14 protein-coding genes and 1 other RNA gene are annotated in these 15,188 nt (G+C 49.0%); 7 read left to right on the forward strand and 8 right to left on the reverse strand.

Going from position 1 to position 15,188, the window contains the following annotated elements; genetic code table 11:
* Positions 1-137: 137 nt before the first annotated feature.
* Positions 138-330, reverse strand: a non-coding RNA gene (ssrS, locus tag AC3WT9_RS10160) — 6S RNA.
* 103 nt (positions 331-433) lie between these two features.
* Positions 434-1,288 carry a YesL family protein gene (locus AC3WT9_RS10165; RefSeq protein WP_341091879.1) on the reverse strand — a complete coding sequence of 285 codons (855 nt, stop codon included), beginning with the start codon at positions 1,286-1,288 and terminating at the stop codon, positions 434-436.
* A gap of 179 nt (positions 1,289-1,467) precedes the next feature.
* On the opposite strand from AC3WT9_RS10165, the gene AC3WT9_RS10170 reads away from it, so the two are divergent.
* Entirely contained in the window at positions 1,468-1,566 is a 99-nt protein-coding gene (locus AC3WT9_RS10170) for a dihydroorotate dehydrogenase (protein WP_144024380.1), read from the forward strand.
* 95 nt (positions 1,567-1,661) lie between these two features.
* Here AC3WT9_RS10170 and cshA read toward each other — a convergent pair whose 3' ends face one another.
* Positions 1,662-3,308 carry a degradosome RNA helicase CshA gene (gene cshA / locus AC3WT9_RS10175; RefSeq protein WP_341091877.1) on the reverse strand — a complete coding sequence of 549 codons (1,647 nt, stop codon included), beginning with the start codon at positions 3,306-3,308 and terminating at the stop codon, positions 1,662-1,664.
* Between the two features lie 317 nt (positions 3,309-3,625).
* Here cshA and AC3WT9_RS10180 point away from each other — a divergent pair, with 317 nt between their 5' ends.
* From AC3WT9_RS10180 to AC3WT9_RS10195, 4 genes are all read left to right on the forward strand, one after another.
* Positions 3,626-4,459 carry a YitT family protein gene (locus AC3WT9_RS10180; protein ID WP_341091876.1) on the forward strand — a complete coding sequence of 278 codons (834 nt, stop codon included), beginning with the start codon at positions 3,626-3,628 and terminating at the stop codon, positions 4,457-4,459.
* Between the two features lie 161 nt (positions 4,460-4,620).
* On the forward strand, positions 4,621-4,815 hold the full coding sequence (locus AC3WT9_RS10185) for a hypothetical protein (RefSeq protein ID WP_038589654.1): 195 nt from the start codon (positions 4,621-4,623) through the stop codon (positions 4,813-4,815).
* 238 nt (positions 4,816-5,053) lie between these two features.
* Entirely contained in the window at positions 5,054-6,304 is a 1,251-nt protein-coding gene (locus tag AC3WT9_RS10190; RefSeq protein WP_341091874.1) for a putative glycoside hydrolase, read from the forward strand.
* A 137-nt stretch (positions 6,305-6,441) separates the two neighbouring features.
* The gene (locus tag AC3WT9_RS10195) at positions 6,442-7,809 is read left to right on the forward strand and encodes an MATE family efflux transporter (protein WP_341380354.1); all 1,368 of its coding nucleotides are present in this window, start codon (positions 6,442-6,444) and stop codon (positions 7,807-7,809) included.
* 111 nt (positions 7,810-7,920) lie between these two features.
* Here the strand turns inward: AC3WT9_RS10195 and AC3WT9_RS10200 are convergent, their stop codons facing one another.
* The 4 genes from AC3WT9_RS10200 to AC3WT9_RS10215 all read right to left on the reverse strand — a co-directional run bounded on the left by AC3WT9_RS10200 (position 7,921) and on the right by AC3WT9_RS10215 (position 12,927).
* Positions 7,921-8,181, reverse strand: a complete 261-nt coding sequence (locus tag AC3WT9_RS10200; protein WP_341091870.1) for a metal-sensitive transcriptional regulator — start codon at positions 8,179-8,181, stop codon at positions 7,921-7,923.
* Between the two features lie 14 nt (positions 8,182-8,195).
* Positions 8,196-10,679 carry a CoA-disulfide reductase gene (locus tag AC3WT9_RS10205; protein WP_492407562.1) on the reverse strand — a complete coding sequence of 828 codons (2,484 nt, stop codon included), beginning with the start codon at positions 10,677-10,679 and terminating at the stop codon, positions 8,196-8,198.
* 127 nt (positions 10,680-10,806) lie between these two features.
* Positions 10,807-11,778, reverse strand: coding sequence for a 6-phosphofructokinase (gene pfkA, locus AC3WT9_RS10210; RefSeq protein WP_341091865.1), 972 nt, complete (start codon positions 11,776-11,778; stop codon positions 10,807-10,809).
* Positions 11,779-11,844: 66 nt separating this feature from the next.
* Positions 11,845-12,927, reverse strand: coding sequence for a tetraprenyl-beta-curcumene synthase family protein (locus AC3WT9_RS10215; RefSeq protein WP_341091863.1), 1,083 nt, complete (start codon positions 12,925-12,927; stop codon positions 11,845-11,847).
* Positions 12,928-13,119: 192 nt separating this feature from the next.
* Here AC3WT9_RS10215 and AC3WT9_RS10220 point away from each other — a divergent pair, with 192 nt between their 5' ends.
* Positions 13,120-14,397 (forward strand): MFS transporter, encoded by a 1,278-nt coding sequence (locus tag AC3WT9_RS10220; RefSeq protein ID WP_341378163.1) that lies wholly within the window; start codon positions 13,120-13,122, stop codon positions 14,395-14,397.
* Positions 14,398-14,584: 187 nt separating this feature from the next.
* On the opposite strand, the gene AC3WT9_RS10225 is transcribed toward AC3WT9_RS10220, so the two are convergent.
* Complete coding sequence (locus tag AC3WT9_RS10225; RefSeq protein ID WP_019911834.1) at positions 14,585-14,782, reverse strand: cold shock domain-containing protein; 198 nt, start codon at positions 14,780-14,782, stop codon at positions 14,585-14,587.
* A gap of 172 nt (positions 14,783-14,954) precedes the next feature.
* Here AC3WT9_RS10225 and AC3WT9_RS10230 point away from each other — a divergent pair, with 172 nt between their 5' ends.
* Positions 14,955-15,188, forward strand: coding sequence for a hypothetical protein (locus AC3WT9_RS10230; protein ID WP_036702226.1), 234 nt, complete (start codon positions 14,955-14,957; stop codon positions 15,186-15,188).

The following is a 15,188-nucleotide window of genomic DNA, read 5'->3' on the forward strand; positions in this document are numbered from 1 at the left end:
AAGTTCATTAGTCTAAGTGTAACACTCTTATCCCAGGAACAAAAGGGCATTGCTCACTTTCACCTTGTTCACTATAAACAAAAAGGTACCCCATCCCCGCGGGTAAGCGGGAAACAGGGCACCTTGTCAAAAACAGTAGAAAACCCGCCTATGCCGTCCGGCTACAGTGTCTTCTGAACCTGCTATAGCAGGTGGGTGACCGCAGAAGTCGTTTTTGAATTCCCCGCGTCGTATAGACAGGGCCTTTCAGCCGCGCTTCGTATAGATCTCCCAAGACATTATCATTGGTTCAAAACAACGAGCAACCGTAAACGTACATCGCAGGATTTGTTACTATTATATTGCGTTTTGACGAAAAAGTAAACCTGTATGCGCTTTAATTTACACTGGAATAAATTTCTCGCCTTATTTCACGGCTTATGTGTAATTAATGTTAAATCCGTTTTTTATCTTTATCTGTATCGTACTCATCATCATCGTCGTCGTCATCGTCATCATCGTAATCATTCGCCTCAAGCAACGCAGCTTCTCTTTCTGCCGCCTCCTGGGCTTCCTGGGCTTCCAGTTCCTGTTGCTTCTTCTTCTCCACCTGCAATTGCAGCTTGTTGTATGTAGCGTAAAAGTTAAAGAAGGCGAAAAAAGCAATCAGTGTAGGAATACACAAGGCGTAAAGCACCGGATACTTCAGACCTATATAGACAAGAACCGCTGCACCAATAAGCGTGGAGAATACGCGGATCGGCCGGGCGATTGTCAACAGAACGGAGTTGGTCACCACTTCTTTGAAGGTCATTTGATAATGAACCACAATCGAGAAGAAATTAAACATGGAGACGAACAAAATAATCATCAGCACCAGCATCAAAATACCGACGATTCTGAAATTCGCCATTTGCGTCATGTATACGGTCACATCTACGTACATCACAACAAACAGCACTGTGTAGATTAATCCCCCAAGCATACTCTTGAAATAATTTTCTTTGTACCCCTGGAAAAAAGTGCGGAATGTGCTAACATCGCTATTGCCCATAACCCATTTACGTACAACCGTAAATAGTGCCGCTGTTGCCGGAAACACCGTAAACGGTGCCAAAATACCCATCGCCCAGTTCAGTGTGATCTGTTCATTGGGGCCGCCTGCACCCGATCCCCACATAATCATCTTCATTACTCCCATGAACAGAAACGGAACCGAACAGATTGCCCACAAAATGTTACTGAAGGCGATACGTGAAATCCATTCCGTGACGCGGTATAGACCGCCCATTGCTCCTTTAAACTCCAATTCCCTTCCTCCTGTCTGTCTCGCGCATACTGCGTATCTTAACTATACCTTATTTGACCCGGACTTTTCCAGCGCCCATTCTTAAGATTCTGGGTTATGGTCTATGCAAGCCCGGCGATCCGTCCATATATTAGGAACGTAACCATTACAATCACCTTAATTCAAAGGAGGTTTTACCTATGTCCTCACCAGTTGGCTGCAACGTCTGGACTTCCACAGGCACTATCCTCGTTCTGTTCATCCTGCTCGTTATTATCACTCGTACTTTTGTTATCTAAGGCATGAAACACAAAGCCTAAATATGTTCAATTGTACAAAAAGAAGACGAGAACCGTTAACCGGTACTCGTCTTCTTCATTATTGCCGGTGCTGCTTAAATGTCGTAATCTTCGCGTTTAGCCGGACGGGTACTTGTGCTGCTTGGACGCGCCGATGGTTTGCGGTCGGCACTGCTGTCGCGGTTGCCTTTGTAACCGCCGCTGCTGCTGTTGCTGCCGTAGCCGCTGCTGTAACCACCACGGGTTGTGCTACCGCTGCTGCTGTCGCGGTTGCCTTTATAGCCGCCGCCATAGCTGCTGCCGCTATCACGGTTGCCTTTATAGCCACCGCCTGTGCCGGAACCAGTGCGGTTGCCGCCGTAGCCGCCATTAGGCTTGCGGCCGCTGCGGATGTCATTCTTGCCTCCGCGGCGTTTTGCACGGATCGGATCTTCCGGTGTCAATTCAACCTGTGTATCCTTGTTGTCGCCGGTAAGCAATTTCATTGCTGCGGAGAGCAGTTGTACAGAATCATATTGCTCCAGCAATTGAATCGCGATGCCTTTGTATTCGTTCAGCTCGCTGCCTTCTTCAACCATTGCCAGCAGACGTTCTGCAGTGATGCGTTGCTTGCCTTCAATTGCCTCAGCCATTGTTGGCAGCGGTTTGCGGGTAATCCGGTGACGGGTTACACGCTCGATCAGATGCAGGTGGTCCATTTCACGCGGAGTCACGAATGACCACGCTGTTCCTTCTTTACCTGCACGGCCTGTACGGCCGATACGGTGTACATAACTTTCCGGATCTTGCGGAAGGTCGAAGTTGATAACATGTGTTACACCGGAAACGTCGAGTCCGCGCGCCGCTACGTCAGTAGCTACCAGTACGTCAATGCTGCCGTCACGGAATTTACGCATAACCGCATCGCGTTGGTTCTGGGACAAGTCGCCATGCAATCCGTCAGCGGAATATCCGCGTTTCTGGAGGCCTTCGGCAAGCTCGTCAACCCGGCGTTTGGTACGTCCGAAGACGATTGCCAAATCTGGGGACTCCATATCAATCAGACGGCTCAGTGCTTCAAACTTCTGGCGCTCAGGAACTTCGATATAGGCTTGGTCAATCAATGGAGCGCTGATTTGTTTTGGAATTACGGAAACATGTTGCGGGTTCTTCAGAAACTGTTGGGCGAGACGTTGAATGTTAGGAGGCATTGTTGCTGAGAACAACATGGTTTGACGTTCTTCAGGCACAAGCTTGAGGATCGTCTGGATGTCTTCCATGAAGCCCATATCCAGCATTTCATCAGCTTCATCCAACACGATGGTCTGCACGTCATCAAGACGGATCGTCTTGCGGTTGATGTGATCCAGAAGGCGTCCAGGTGTTCCGATAATGATCTGTGGTTTCTTCTTCAATCCGCGGATTTGACGGCCGATATCCTGTCCGCCGTAAATAGCCAGTGAACGCAGACCCTTGAAGCGGGTCAGTTTGCCGATTTCTTCAGCAACCTGAATCGCAAGCTCACGGGTTGGCGTCATAATTAGCGCCAGGATTTTTTCTTCTTCCCGGGCAATTTTGGAGATGAGGGGAATACCGAAAGCGGCTGTTTTGCCTGTACCGGTCTGTGCCTGGCCAATCAAGTCTGCTCCAGTCAGCGCGAGCGGGATTGCCTGCTCCTGAATGGGTGTTGCTTCCTCAAATCCTAGCTCTGTGATTGCTTGAAGTACTTTTGGCTCCAAGCCGAATTCTGCGAATGTTTTCAAATTATTCATGCTCCTTCTATACAGTGGACATTCCACATGCTTGTCTGTATTCTTAAGTAGCGGTAAACACATTTATAGGCTGTCCAAACATGCCGTAATCTCTGCATGGTTTACGCGTATTGGGACGAAAAAATGTCCTATGATCAAGCTTGGTTATCTAGCCTGAACAATTGTAGCTTCACATCCGAAGCAATGCAAAAGTACCATTGTAACGTTCTACTCAAGAATATCCTATACATTATATCACAAACCCGATCAGGAATACCAGTGTATTCCTTTCTTTCATTACTTACATTACACTCTAGAGGTGAATTTGCTTGTTACGACTAAGACAACTAGGAAATTACCTTGCCATCATCTTGGGTTCGGCGATGATAGCAAGCGGCTTCAATCTGTTCTTAATCCCCCATCGGCTGCTAAGCGGAGGGGTATCCGGTGTGGCAATGTTAGTGGGTTATTTCACTCCCCTTAACATCAGTCTGCTATATCTGCTCTTCAATGTGCCGCTGCTTGTGGCAGGATGGTTTCAGCTCGGGCGCAGATTTATTATTCTCAGCATTTTATCCGTAGGAGCCACAACTTGGCTAATGACACTGGTACCGCAGACAGCTGTAGCGTCGGATATGCTACTTGCCTCCGTTTTTGGCGGAGTGCTGGTAGGTGTCGGCAGCGGCATTTCCTTTCGGGTTGGAGGCTCTACGGGCGGCTTTGACATTATCGGCTCCATTATTACGCGCTACCGCGACTTCCCGATCGGGAATGTGCTTGTAGGGCTGAATGGTATTGTCATTCTGGCCGCTGCCTATTTTGACGACAATTGGAATCTAGCCCTTGCTTCGATGGTCTCCATTTATGTGACCGGAAAGGTCGTCGACCTGATTCACATCAGTCATGTTAAAGTGACTGTCTACATCGTAACCACAAGAACAGACGAACTGCTTCAGCAGCTTCTGGGCCTGCAACGCGGGGTCACAAAGATCAAAACAGAGGGCGCTTATTCTCATGTGGAACGGGACATGCTAATGACAGTGACCACCCGCTATGAGCTCGCAGAGCTTAAAAGAATCATTAAAACCAGCGACCCTCAGGCTTTTGTGAACATTGTGGAAACCGTTGGAGTCATGGGTTCCTTCCGTAAAAGATCACATTGAAAGAAATGCGCATAAATTAAAATTGTGATATATTATACTCACGCAGGACCCTTACAATTTCATGAAGATTGGGATTTACCCCTCTTTTTTCAAGCACTTCGTTTTACGGGTGTACCCTGAATTCAATTCAGTACCATTCGAAAAAGGAAAGGGTGATTTTTATGGAAATGGAAACGGTAAAACTGTCAGCAATCGTCATGAGGTGGTATCCTGATATGATGCCGTTTCTCAAGCAGAATGAATTGAATTCCGTAATCGTTCTGCGTGACGGTCTGAGTATTCTGGAACCGGCAGATGCCATGGATATCATCCATTACAGCATTTGCGAGCATCAGAATTCTGCGTATCTTCAGTGAGCAAGACGTTTCGAAGCAAGTCTTCATAGTTGCCGCTTGGGGTTCGGCTATGTGCCGGGTCCGGGCGGCATTTACTTTTTAACAGGACCGTTTAAAATCTGTACATCCCGTTTATAAACAACAAGAGCGGTTATTTTTAACAGCCAAAAATTACAGGGATTGTTACAAGTCTGTTCTTTTTGGCAGCTGCCGTTCCTTTATACTTTAAGGGAATGTACATAAAGGGAGAGAATAGCAAATGAACATCACCTGGGCATTACTGATGATGGCCCTGGGAGGCGTTGGCGTGCCGCATGGCGGACACGACTCCGACGTGACGGCTGCATTGCAGTCCGCCACAAATCCCCCCATCGTCGCAGAGCACAGCAGCAATCCAAACGGAGCATCACCAAACGCCACAGGCGGCACCACATCCCCTACTCCGGTTACAAGCGCTTCACCCGGAACTGAAGCAGGAGGTACTGACGGCACGATTCTTGCCGATCCGCAGCCGGATGCCCCCAAGGTTAAAGGTATTTATGTGACAGCCTACAGTGCAGGCGGAGCACGGATGGAAACGCTGCTTAACCTGCTTGATAAAACGGAATTAAATTCCATGGTCATCGATATTAAGGATGATGCAGGATATATTACCTATAAGACAGACAATGCTGAACTTCAGAAGCTGGGTCATCCCCAGCCGTTCATCGGTGACATCAACAAGCTGATGACCCGCCTAAAGGAGCATGACGTATATCCGATTGCCCGGATCGTAGTCTTTAAGGACTCTGTTCTCGCCAAGAAGAAGCCGGAAATGTCATTCGTAAATACAAATGGCACAGTCTGGAGCAATAAAGGTGGAGACAGCTTCGTCAATCCCTATAATGAAGATGTATGGAAATACAATGTAGACATCGCCAAGGAAGCCGCCAAATTGGGCTTCAAGGAAATCCAGTTCGATTATGTCCGTTTCCCGGAAGGCTTCGAGAAACGTGCTGATACTCTTAAATACACCAAGAACGACAGACCACGTGTAGAAATCATTGGCGACTTCGTTAAATACGCCAAAGCAGAACTAAACCCGCTGGGCGTACGGGTATCAGTTGATATTTTCGGATACGCCGCTTCTGTTCCCGCTGCGGAAGGCATAGGCCAGGATTTCGTGAAAATATCGAAGAATGTTGACGTCATCAGCCCGATGGTATACCCAAGCCATTATTCAACAGGATGGTTCGATGTGAAAGACCCTGACAAAGACCCTTACGCGACCATTAAGGGTTCTATGGTCGATACACATAAGAAGCTCGACCCTCTGGGAAGCTACAAACCGATTATCCGCCCCTGGATTCAGGACTTCACCGCAAGCTGGCTTGGAAGCGGCCATTATGTGAAATACGGCAAGACGCAGGTAGAAGACCAGATCCGGGCTTTGAAAGATGAGAAGGTGGATGAATTCCTCCTCTGGAATGCTAACAACCGTTACACTTCGGGTGTAGATTACGAGAAATAATGACTACAGCAATTATCCTTGATGAAATCAATCAGCAAATATAAGCCAAGGCCCGGCGCCCTGCCGGGTCTTTTACTGATAATATAAGATTATATATTACCCACTTTTATAAAATTCAGATGACGAGGCACAAACCGATGATACATACTACTTCTCTTAAACAAAAGGCAAGCCAATTCCTGCATATTTTATTTCCTATTCTTGTTACGCAGATTGCGTTGTCAGCTATTACTTTCTTTGATACCAATATGTCCGGCAAATTCGGCACGAATGATCTGGCCGGCGTAGCCATCGGCACCAGCTTATGGATCCCGATTCAAACCGGTCTTAGCGGTATACTCATGGGTATAACACCGATTGTGTCCAATTTAATAGGCAACCGCCGGGATAAAGATGTCGCTTATCAGGTGACCCAGGGCATCTGGCTCTCACTGATTGTTTCTCTGCTCGTCCTCATGATCGGCGGTTTCGCACTGTCGCCTGTTCTTGATTTTATGAATCTGGAGCCGTCGGTAAGGAATATTGCTTTCCGCTTCCTGTGCGCCATTTCCTTCGGCATCATCCCTCTGTTCGGCTATACGGTAGTCCGCAGCTGTATCGATGCTTTAGGGCAGACAAGAGTTTCGATGTTCATCACGCTAATTGCTTTACCTGTCAATGTTGGGCTGAACTATCTGCTTATCTTCGGGAATTTCGGTTTCCCGCGCCTTGGGGGAGTCGGAGCCGGGGTCGCATCAGCTATCACCTACTGGGTGATCTTCGGAATTGCCCTGACCTTCATTTACCGATCTGATCCCTTCAAAAGCCTGCAGCTGTTCCGCAAGTTCTACGCCATATCGCTGGGCAGCTTCAAAGAGCTGCTTAAGATTGGCGTGCCTATCGGATTTTCCATCTTTTTTGAAACGGCGGTTTTCTCGGCAGTAACACTGCTCATGAGCCGGTTCGACACAGTAACCATTGCAGCTCATCAGGCGGCGATCAACTTCGCCTCCACCCTATACATGATTCCGCTCAGCATCTGCATGAGCCTGACGATTCTCGTCGGCTTTGAGAACGGGTCCGGCAGGCAGAAGGATGCCCGCCAATACGGCATTATGGGCATCGCCATGGCCGCCGTGCTGTCGCTGCTGACTGCTCTCGTCCTCTTGTTCGCCGGTGATTCGGTTGCCGGACTTTATTCTGACGAACCCGAGGTCATCTCCCTGATTCAGCACTTTTTAATCTATGCGATCTTCTTCCAGATCTCCGATGCCATTGCCACGCCGACGCAAGGGGTACTGCGGGGCTATAAGGATGTAAACCCGGCATTCATCATTTGCTTCGCCGCCTATTGGGTAATCGGCCTGCCTACAGGCTATGTCCTGGCGACTTATACCGATATGGGTGCCTACGGCTACTGGGTTGGACTGATTATCGGTCTGGCGATTGGAGCCATTCTGCTGCTGACACGGCTAGTTAAAGTCCAGCGGCGGTTTGCCTTGGCCACCGGTGCCGGAGAACAATAATGCCTTGAAGTGCAGCACATCTTGTTACGGCATCAGGCCGAAGAAATGTGATGTTCTCGCAGTTAATTAAAAAGGAACAGCGCGTTCATCCGCGACTGTTCCTTTTTTGAGTTACCGGCTTTTCACAAGCAGTTCTACCGCTTCCTTAATCACTTGATCCGGTGAATTGCCCTGCTCCAGCTCCTCCTGAATGCATTGCTCCAGATTAGAGCCGATAACAGCACCCACCGTGCGGTCTACAGCTGTTCTTATTGCCGTCAGCTGCGTCACAATCTCCCGGCAATCCTGCCCTTCCTCCAGCATGCCCAGCACACCACGCACCTGGCCCTCAATACGCTTCAATCTGTTTTTGATCCCTTTATCATATTCCATACATCCCACATCCTTTAGATAAACAAATTCACACCTGAATCCTCTGCAGCTCCCAGATAACTGGCTACCCCGCCAAAATCGACGCCAGCCATTAATTCTTCCTGTTTGATACCCATAATGTCCATGCTCATCGTGCAGGCAATGATCTTTACGCCGGCATTCAGCGCACCCTGCATCAGCTGTTCCAGAGAGTCCACATTTTTCCGTTTCATTGCATGCCGTATCAGCCTTGCACCCAGCCCGCCCATGTTCATTCTGGACAACGGTAGCTTTGTGGTACCTTGAGGCATCATCATTCCGAACATTTTGTCCAACCCTTTTTTCTTAACCGGAGAAGCATTTCTCTGACGCAGAACATTCAATCCCCAGAAGGTAAAGAACATGGTCACCTGCTTACCCATCGCTGCCGCACCGGAGGCAATAATGAAGGAAGCAATCGTCTTGTCCAGATCACCGCTGAATACGATCATCGTCGTACCCTCCTTGACTTCAGAAGGCACTGCTGGCAAGGCTTCTCCCGTCACCCTGTTTAACCCTTTACGTACAAGAGCCTTCACTTTCCCTCCCGACACATCCACCGATTCCAGCGTATTCTGCGTCTTGAGGCACCACTGCTTAATATCTGCGGCAAACCCGAAATCCGTAGCAGCAATCTCCAGCTGCTGTCCTTCCTGCATGGACTTTACAGTCTCATATACTTTGAGTATAGGGCCCGGACACTGCAGTCCGCAAGCATCCAGCAACAGCAGCTGCTCCCCGCTGCCGCTTTGTGCCCTGTCATCTAAAGAATCCGGAGAAGTTGGTAAATGGGCTGCTGTATCTGCGCTGCTCTCCTCTGGCGGCAGGATGTCCTTCATTGCCATTACAGCATACGTTTTGTATCCACCATCAACATTCTTCACTCTGTACCCATGCTGACTCAGCATTCTTGCAGCAATATAGCCTCTAAGCCCTACCTGGCAGGATACCGCGATCTCCTGATCCGCTGGAATCTCGGCAAGCCTGTTTCTCAGTTCGGACAGTGGAATGTTCACTGAGCCGGGAATGGAACCTGCCAGCCGCTCCACCTCGTCTCTGACGTCGATGATCAGTCCGCCCTTGGCGGAGAAAGCATTCACCTCATGCCACTGCAGATTGCTGACTAATCCATCCATAATATTGGAAGCGGCATACCCGGCCATATTGACGGGGTCCTTAGCCGAAGAATACGGCGGTGCATAGGCCAGCTCTATATCTGCGAGCTCGTTCACTTTCAGCTTGCCGCGAATAGCAGTGGCAATAACATCAATCCGCTTGTCGGCACCGTCTGCTCCCACGGCCTGTGCTCCGTATATATCACCATTAACGGGGTTGAACAGCAGCTTCATGGCAATTGGAGATGCCCCGGGATAATAACCCGCATGTGAATTGGGATGGATATGAATGACCTCATAAGGGACACTGAGAGCAGCGAGTGTCTTCTCATTGTTCCCTGTAACCGCTGAGGTCAGATTAAAGGTCTTAATGATTGCCGTTCCCAAAGCTCCATCATAGGAGATGGCGTGACCGTTGATATGATCTGCCGCTAGACGGCCTTGCCGGTTCGCTCCCCATGCCAGAGAAACCATGGTGGGGAATCCATGATTGCGGTCCTTGACCTCGATGGCATCGCCGATGGCATAAATATCGGGATCGCTGGTCTGCAGGGTTGAACTGACCTTAACCGTGCCGCGGATTCCCAGCTCTAGACCGCTGTGGCGGGCAAGCTCATTCTCTGGAGTGACTCCAATTGCCATAATGATCATCTCGGTCCTGATCACGTCTCCAGAAGAAAGGCGCAGCATTCCGCCCTGTTGCTCAAAAGCCTCCACCCCCTCATTCAGCCTTACTTCCACGCCGTGCATCCGGAGATGCTCTTCCACAGGTTTGGCCATTTCCGGGTCCAGCGGATTGAGGAGCTGTGCACCGCGGTCAATAATCGTCACCTCAAGTCCACGTTCACGGAGGTTCTCCGCCATTTCCAGCCCGATAAAACCTCCGCCGATAACCGTGGCATGCTTAGGACGCATAATGTCTACAAAAGATTTAATCCGGTCCGTATCCGGGATATTTCTTAAGGTGAACACATTCTTGGCCTCTAAGAGACCGGGAATATCAGGCACAATCGGTCTGGCTCCCGGGGACAGAATCAGGATGTCATATGGAATCTCCCCTGTCTCACCCGTGCGGACATCACGGTAATGAACAAGTTTATGCTGGCGTACAATTTCCGTTACTTCAGTAAGCACACGCACATCTATGTTAAATCGTTCCTTGATGCCCTTGGGCGTCTGAAGAAACAGCTTATCACGGGAATCAATAGCTTCACCAATATAATAAGGCAGTCCGCAGTTAGCAAACGATACATGCTCCCCGCGTTCGAACAGGATGATCTCATCCTGTTCATTCAGTCTCCGCAGCCTCGCGGCAGCTGTCGCTCCACCGGCAACGCCACCAATAATAATGATTGTTTTACCCATATTCTTTTCCTCCTTTTAATTATACCCCATGGGGTATATAATATACGGGTGGGGGTATATTGTCAAACACAAAAAACCGCCTATCTCTAGGCGGCTTGTGAAGCAGCATTTCCTGCTCTCTTGTATTCTATTGGGAAAGACGGGAAGCCAGCTCGTACAATTCCGTATCGAAATCTTTCTTCGTATTCACCACAATATCGATATCGGTAAGGGTCAGCTCGCCTTTAATAATGCCGCAGCCTTTATCCGATTCGCCTTCAAGCAGTTTGCGAACAGCAAAGTCACCCAAACGGCTTGCCAGGTTGCGGTCTCCTGGAGTCGGAGTACCTCCGCGCTGAATATGACCCAGAACCGTTACGCGGGCATCCAGTGAAGCATGGCGGTCTTTCAACGCTTGTGCAACGTCTTCGCCCTTGCCTACGCCTTCAGCGACAATAACGATACTGTGGCGTTTGCCTCTGGCAAAGTTGTCACGCATCCGGTCAGCCACCTCGTTGAGGTCATAAGGCATTTCCGGTACGAGAATGGTTTCCGCTCCGGAAGCCAGGCCTGCATGAAGAGCAATATCTCCGCAGTGGCGTCCCATAACTTCTACAATGGAGGAACGTTCATGCGAGGACATGGTGTCACGAAGCTTGTTAATGGCATCTACAACTACCCCTACTGCTGTATCGAAGCCAATCGTGTAGTCCGTGAAAGAAATGTCATTATCAATCGTACCCGGCAAAGCCATTGTCTTAATTCCCAGCTTGCTGAGCTTGTTAGCTCCTTTGTAAGAGCCGTCACCACCGATAACCACAAGGCCGTCGATGCCCATTTCATTCAGGATGTCCGCACCTTTCTGCTGACCTTCAGGCTTCACGAATTCAAGACATCGCGCAGACTGCAGAATGGTACCTCCACGTTGAATAATATCGCCTACACTGCGCAGATCCATCGGGAAAATGTCCCGGTTCAGCAGACCCTGATAGCCGCGCTGGATACCATACACTTCAACCCCGTAAAAAATTGCGCTGCGCACTACCGCACGCACAGCGGCGTTCATGCCCTGTGAGTCTCCTCCACTGGTCAATACTGCGATTTTTTTAACATTAGTCATCCTGTTTGTTCCTCCTTAAAATTGTGCGGTGCCCATCCCTTGCTCAGGAAATGCGCTCCACGACATCTAATACATGTGTTTGCGGATCCAGCGGCTGTTCACAAAAAAGAACAGTCTGGTCAGCGGGCTCTTTCTCATCAGACGCTTCGATACCGTGCGAACCTCCCGCTGTTCGCTGACTTTCGGATCGGATAAATAAAGTGCCAGAAGCCCCTCGATCACCATGCGGTGCATGGAGGTCTCGGGAAGATTACGGACATCCTTACGGGCCCACTCCACGATGGAAGCAATCCGGTTCAGCATAGTATCTGAATTGTCATAATAATTACAGAAATTAAGATCACCGCCGGCCCGGTCTTCATCCTGATCGATCAGGTAATCCAACATAATGTGCAATCCGCAAAGATGCGGAAAATACGCAGCACGAATCGAAACCGATGCCGATTTAGTCAGCTTGGGGTCGCAAGAGGCCAGAAAAAGCATGAATACCCCCAGTGTGGAACCTGTTGCTGCTGCAAACTCGTTCCATTGAAGATGCGGAGCACGCTTTCCCTCTTGCGCCCACCACTCCTTCAGGGCATCTTCCCTGAGTTCGGGGCTTATGTGCTTATAAACCTGCAAATCCGTATACAGTACAGCCAGATCATGAATCTCCGCGACCGCCGAAGCATACCCGGGCAAAAGCGCGGTCATCTCCTGACACTTGCGGACCAGCCTGTACAAATATCCGCCGTCATTCTGCTCGCTGCGCAGCGCATAATAATTAACAGGCTCTGCACCGGGGGTAATTGCGTCCAGCATGGATTGATGCAGCAGCCTGAAATCGGCAGGATCCAGCGAAGTACTGCGATCACATAAGTTGTCCAGATAATCACTGATCGTTTGATATGCGACAATTAACGGAATCAATATATGTCTCATTGACAAATTACCGGCGGCATAAATTCCGCCGCCTTCACAATGAAACTGCTTCGTCTCAATGCTGGCAAGCGCTTGCTTGCGGAGCTCGGGATCGGGAATCCCTTCCGCATCCTGGCGCCAGAAGGCCAGACTTTCCCGCACTTCCGGCAGCACGTACTTGTAGACCCTGTTCATAAGCCCAATAGGACCCCGCGGGCTAAGGTAACGGCCTTGCTCAAATTCACTCAATGACAGTGCCTCCACATTGTTGTCTCCTTATCCAAATCATCATTATTATAATATCATCAACGTATTTGTACAAACAACAAAATCACTTTCGCAAAAGGCTGAAAGATTCAGAAATACCTCAATTTTAACAAACATGCCGACTTTTCTTTATGCTATACTATCCGTATTTGATATCCGGAGGAGTGCAACTTCATGTATTCAGGACGGACCGGCGGCCGGTACAGCGATCAGAACTGGCTGCGATCCTTTATGTTCACACTCTACGGCACAAGCGTGCTGGTAGTTTCCTATTTCCCGCTATTCTATACCCATCTGGGCTTCAGCAGCCCTCAGGTCGGACTGATATATTCTGTCGGACCGCTGATCTCCATTCTTTCCAATCTGTTCTGGAGCATGGTCAGCGACCGGCTGGGCACGATCAAAAAGATCATGGCTATCCTTCTTGCAGGTCAATTGGTAACTGCACTAATGCTGGCTAGAGCCACCGGCTTTACAAGTGTTATGCTTATTATTTCCCTTTTCTATTTCTTCTATTACCCGGTTTTTCCGCTTGCAGACACTATGGCCATTAAAATAGCGCAGCGCCACGGACGCAACTTCATCGCCATACGCGTGTTTGGCTCTCTCGGGTATTCCTTCTTCGCGCTCACCATCGGCTACGTTCTGCGGGCCTTAGGTCCTTCCTACAGCATTACCGTCTGTCTTGTTATCATTGCTGCCGCACTCCTTATCACCTTCGGGCTGAAGGATGCCAAGCGGAATGATGAAGCAACCGGGAGCAGTGTCAGCTCTGGAGAGCCCCCTGTCAAGAGCGGCGGACTTAAAGAAATTTTACTGCAAAAGGAAGTGCTGTGGTTCTTCGGCTGTGTATTCGTACTCGCCCTCGGCCACAGAATGAATGAAGCTTTTCTAACCCTCAGCCTGAAAGGAATGAATGCCGGTGATGAAGTCATCGGCTGGGCACTGCTCGCTTCGGCACTAAGCGAAATCCCTGTGTTCTTTTTGCTCAGCAAATATGGAGAAAGATTCAAAGAGCTGCCGCTGCTCGCGATTGGCAGCCTTATGTATGCCTTGCGCTTTCTGCTTATGTCGCTGGCCGATGTTCCCGGGGCCGTTATCGCTATTCAGGCGATGCACAGCATTTCGTTCGGAATTTTTTATGTGACGGCCGTCCGGTACATTACACGGATTATTCCCGACCATCTGCGTGCAACAGGACTCGCTCTCTTCACAGTGGTGTGGTCCAGTGCCTCCGGCCTGCTAAGCGGCACATTCGGAGGCCTGATTTATCAGGACGCCGGACGCGAAGTTTTTTACCTGGTGGCCACGGGCTTTTCGCTGCTCGCCTTCCTTGGGTTTCTCGGCAAGCATCTCGTTGATGTTGGAGGAGGCCCCGGACGTTATTTTAACCGTAAAATAAAACCTGCCGCCAGCAAGCCGCCGGATTCGCCCTTCCCGCCTGCTCAATAAAACAAGAGACCTTACTGCCCAGACTATGGCCGGTAAGGTCTCTTCTCTATAATAAAAAACACAAATAAAAAAACACAGTTCCCGAAAGAACTGTGTGGCTTGTAAGTTGATGGTTACCACTCTTGCAAGTGCTTTGCCATAAATCAAATATATATTGCGGCTGACAGCTAAACTGTCCGGCCGTTTCTTATAATTTAACTACGTTAGCTGCTTGAGGACCACGGTTACCGTCAGTGATATCGAATTCAACTGCTTGACCTTCGTCCAAAGTCTTGAAACCGTCGCCTTGAATTGCTGAGAAGTGAACGAATACATCTTCGCCGCCTTCTACTTGAAGGAAACCATAACCTTTTTCTGCGTTAAACCATTTTACTGTACCTTTCAAATGAACAACCTCCTAAAAATACCGCCATATATGGCGTATGCTTACATTATAACCCAACTATTTCTGCAACGCAATCCATGAATTTCCTATATTAGTGATTTCATTTGCTTTTCCCTTCCCCGGTGCGTTATCATTGAGCCAAAAGCCAAAAATCGCCAGGGTGGTAATGATAATGATCAAAAAACATGAAATATACAAAACAGACAAGTGGAACATGATGACTGTCGAGGTTCAGGGACGCTATATTATTCTCCGTGAAATTTCTGATCAATGGGGAGAAGAAACGCATACCTTTATGAGCCGTCCGGCCATGATGCAATGGGTTAACAACCGGTTCAACAAAGAATCCTATAAAGATAATGAAGAAGAATACAAGAATATCATCGCTGCCTTCAAGCAGGTATAA

This window comes from Paenibacillus sp. EB106-06-01-XG199 (assembly GCF_058791575.1).

What these genes read in the sequence shown, in the direction of transcription:
- AC3WT9_RS10170 (WP_144024380.1), top strand. Translation starts at nt 1,468, where the DNA reads ATGTCCTCACCAGTTGGCTGCAACGTCTGGACTTCCACAGGCACTATC.
- AC3WT9_RS10185 (WP_038589654.1), top strand. Translation starts at nt 4,621, where the DNA reads ATGGAAATGGAAACGGTAAAACTGTCAGCAATCGTCATGAGGTGGTAT.
- AC3WT9_RS10190 (WP_341091874.1), top strand. Translation starts at nt 5,054, where the DNA reads ATGAACATCACCTGGGCATTACTGATGATGGCCCTGGGAGGCGTTGGC.
- AC3WT9_RS10195 (WP_341380354.1), top strand. Translation starts at nt 6,442, where the DNA reads ATGATACATACTACTTCTCTTAAACAAAAGGCAAGCCAATTCCTGCAT.
- AC3WT9_RS10200 (WP_341091870.1), bottom strand. Translation starts at nt 8,181, where the DNA reads ATGGAATATGATAAAGGGATCAAAAACAGATTGAAGCGTATTGAGGGC.
- AC3WT9_RS10205 (WP_492407562.1), bottom strand. Translation starts at nt 10,679, where the DNA reads ATGGGTAAAACAATCATTATTATTGGTGGCGTTGCCGGTGGAGCGACA.
- pfkA (WP_341091865.1), bottom strand. Translation starts at nt 11,778, where the DNA reads ATGACTAATGTTAAAAAAATCGCAGTATTGACCAGTGGAGGAGACTCA.
- AC3WT9_RS10220 (WP_341378163.1), top strand. Translation starts at nt 13,120, where the DNA reads ATGTATTCAGGACGGACCGGCGGCCGGTACAGCGATCAGAACTGGCTG.
- AC3WT9_RS10230 (WP_036702226.1), top strand. Translation starts at nt 14,955, where the DNA reads ATGATCAAAAAACATGAAATATACAAAACAGACAAGTGGAACATGATG.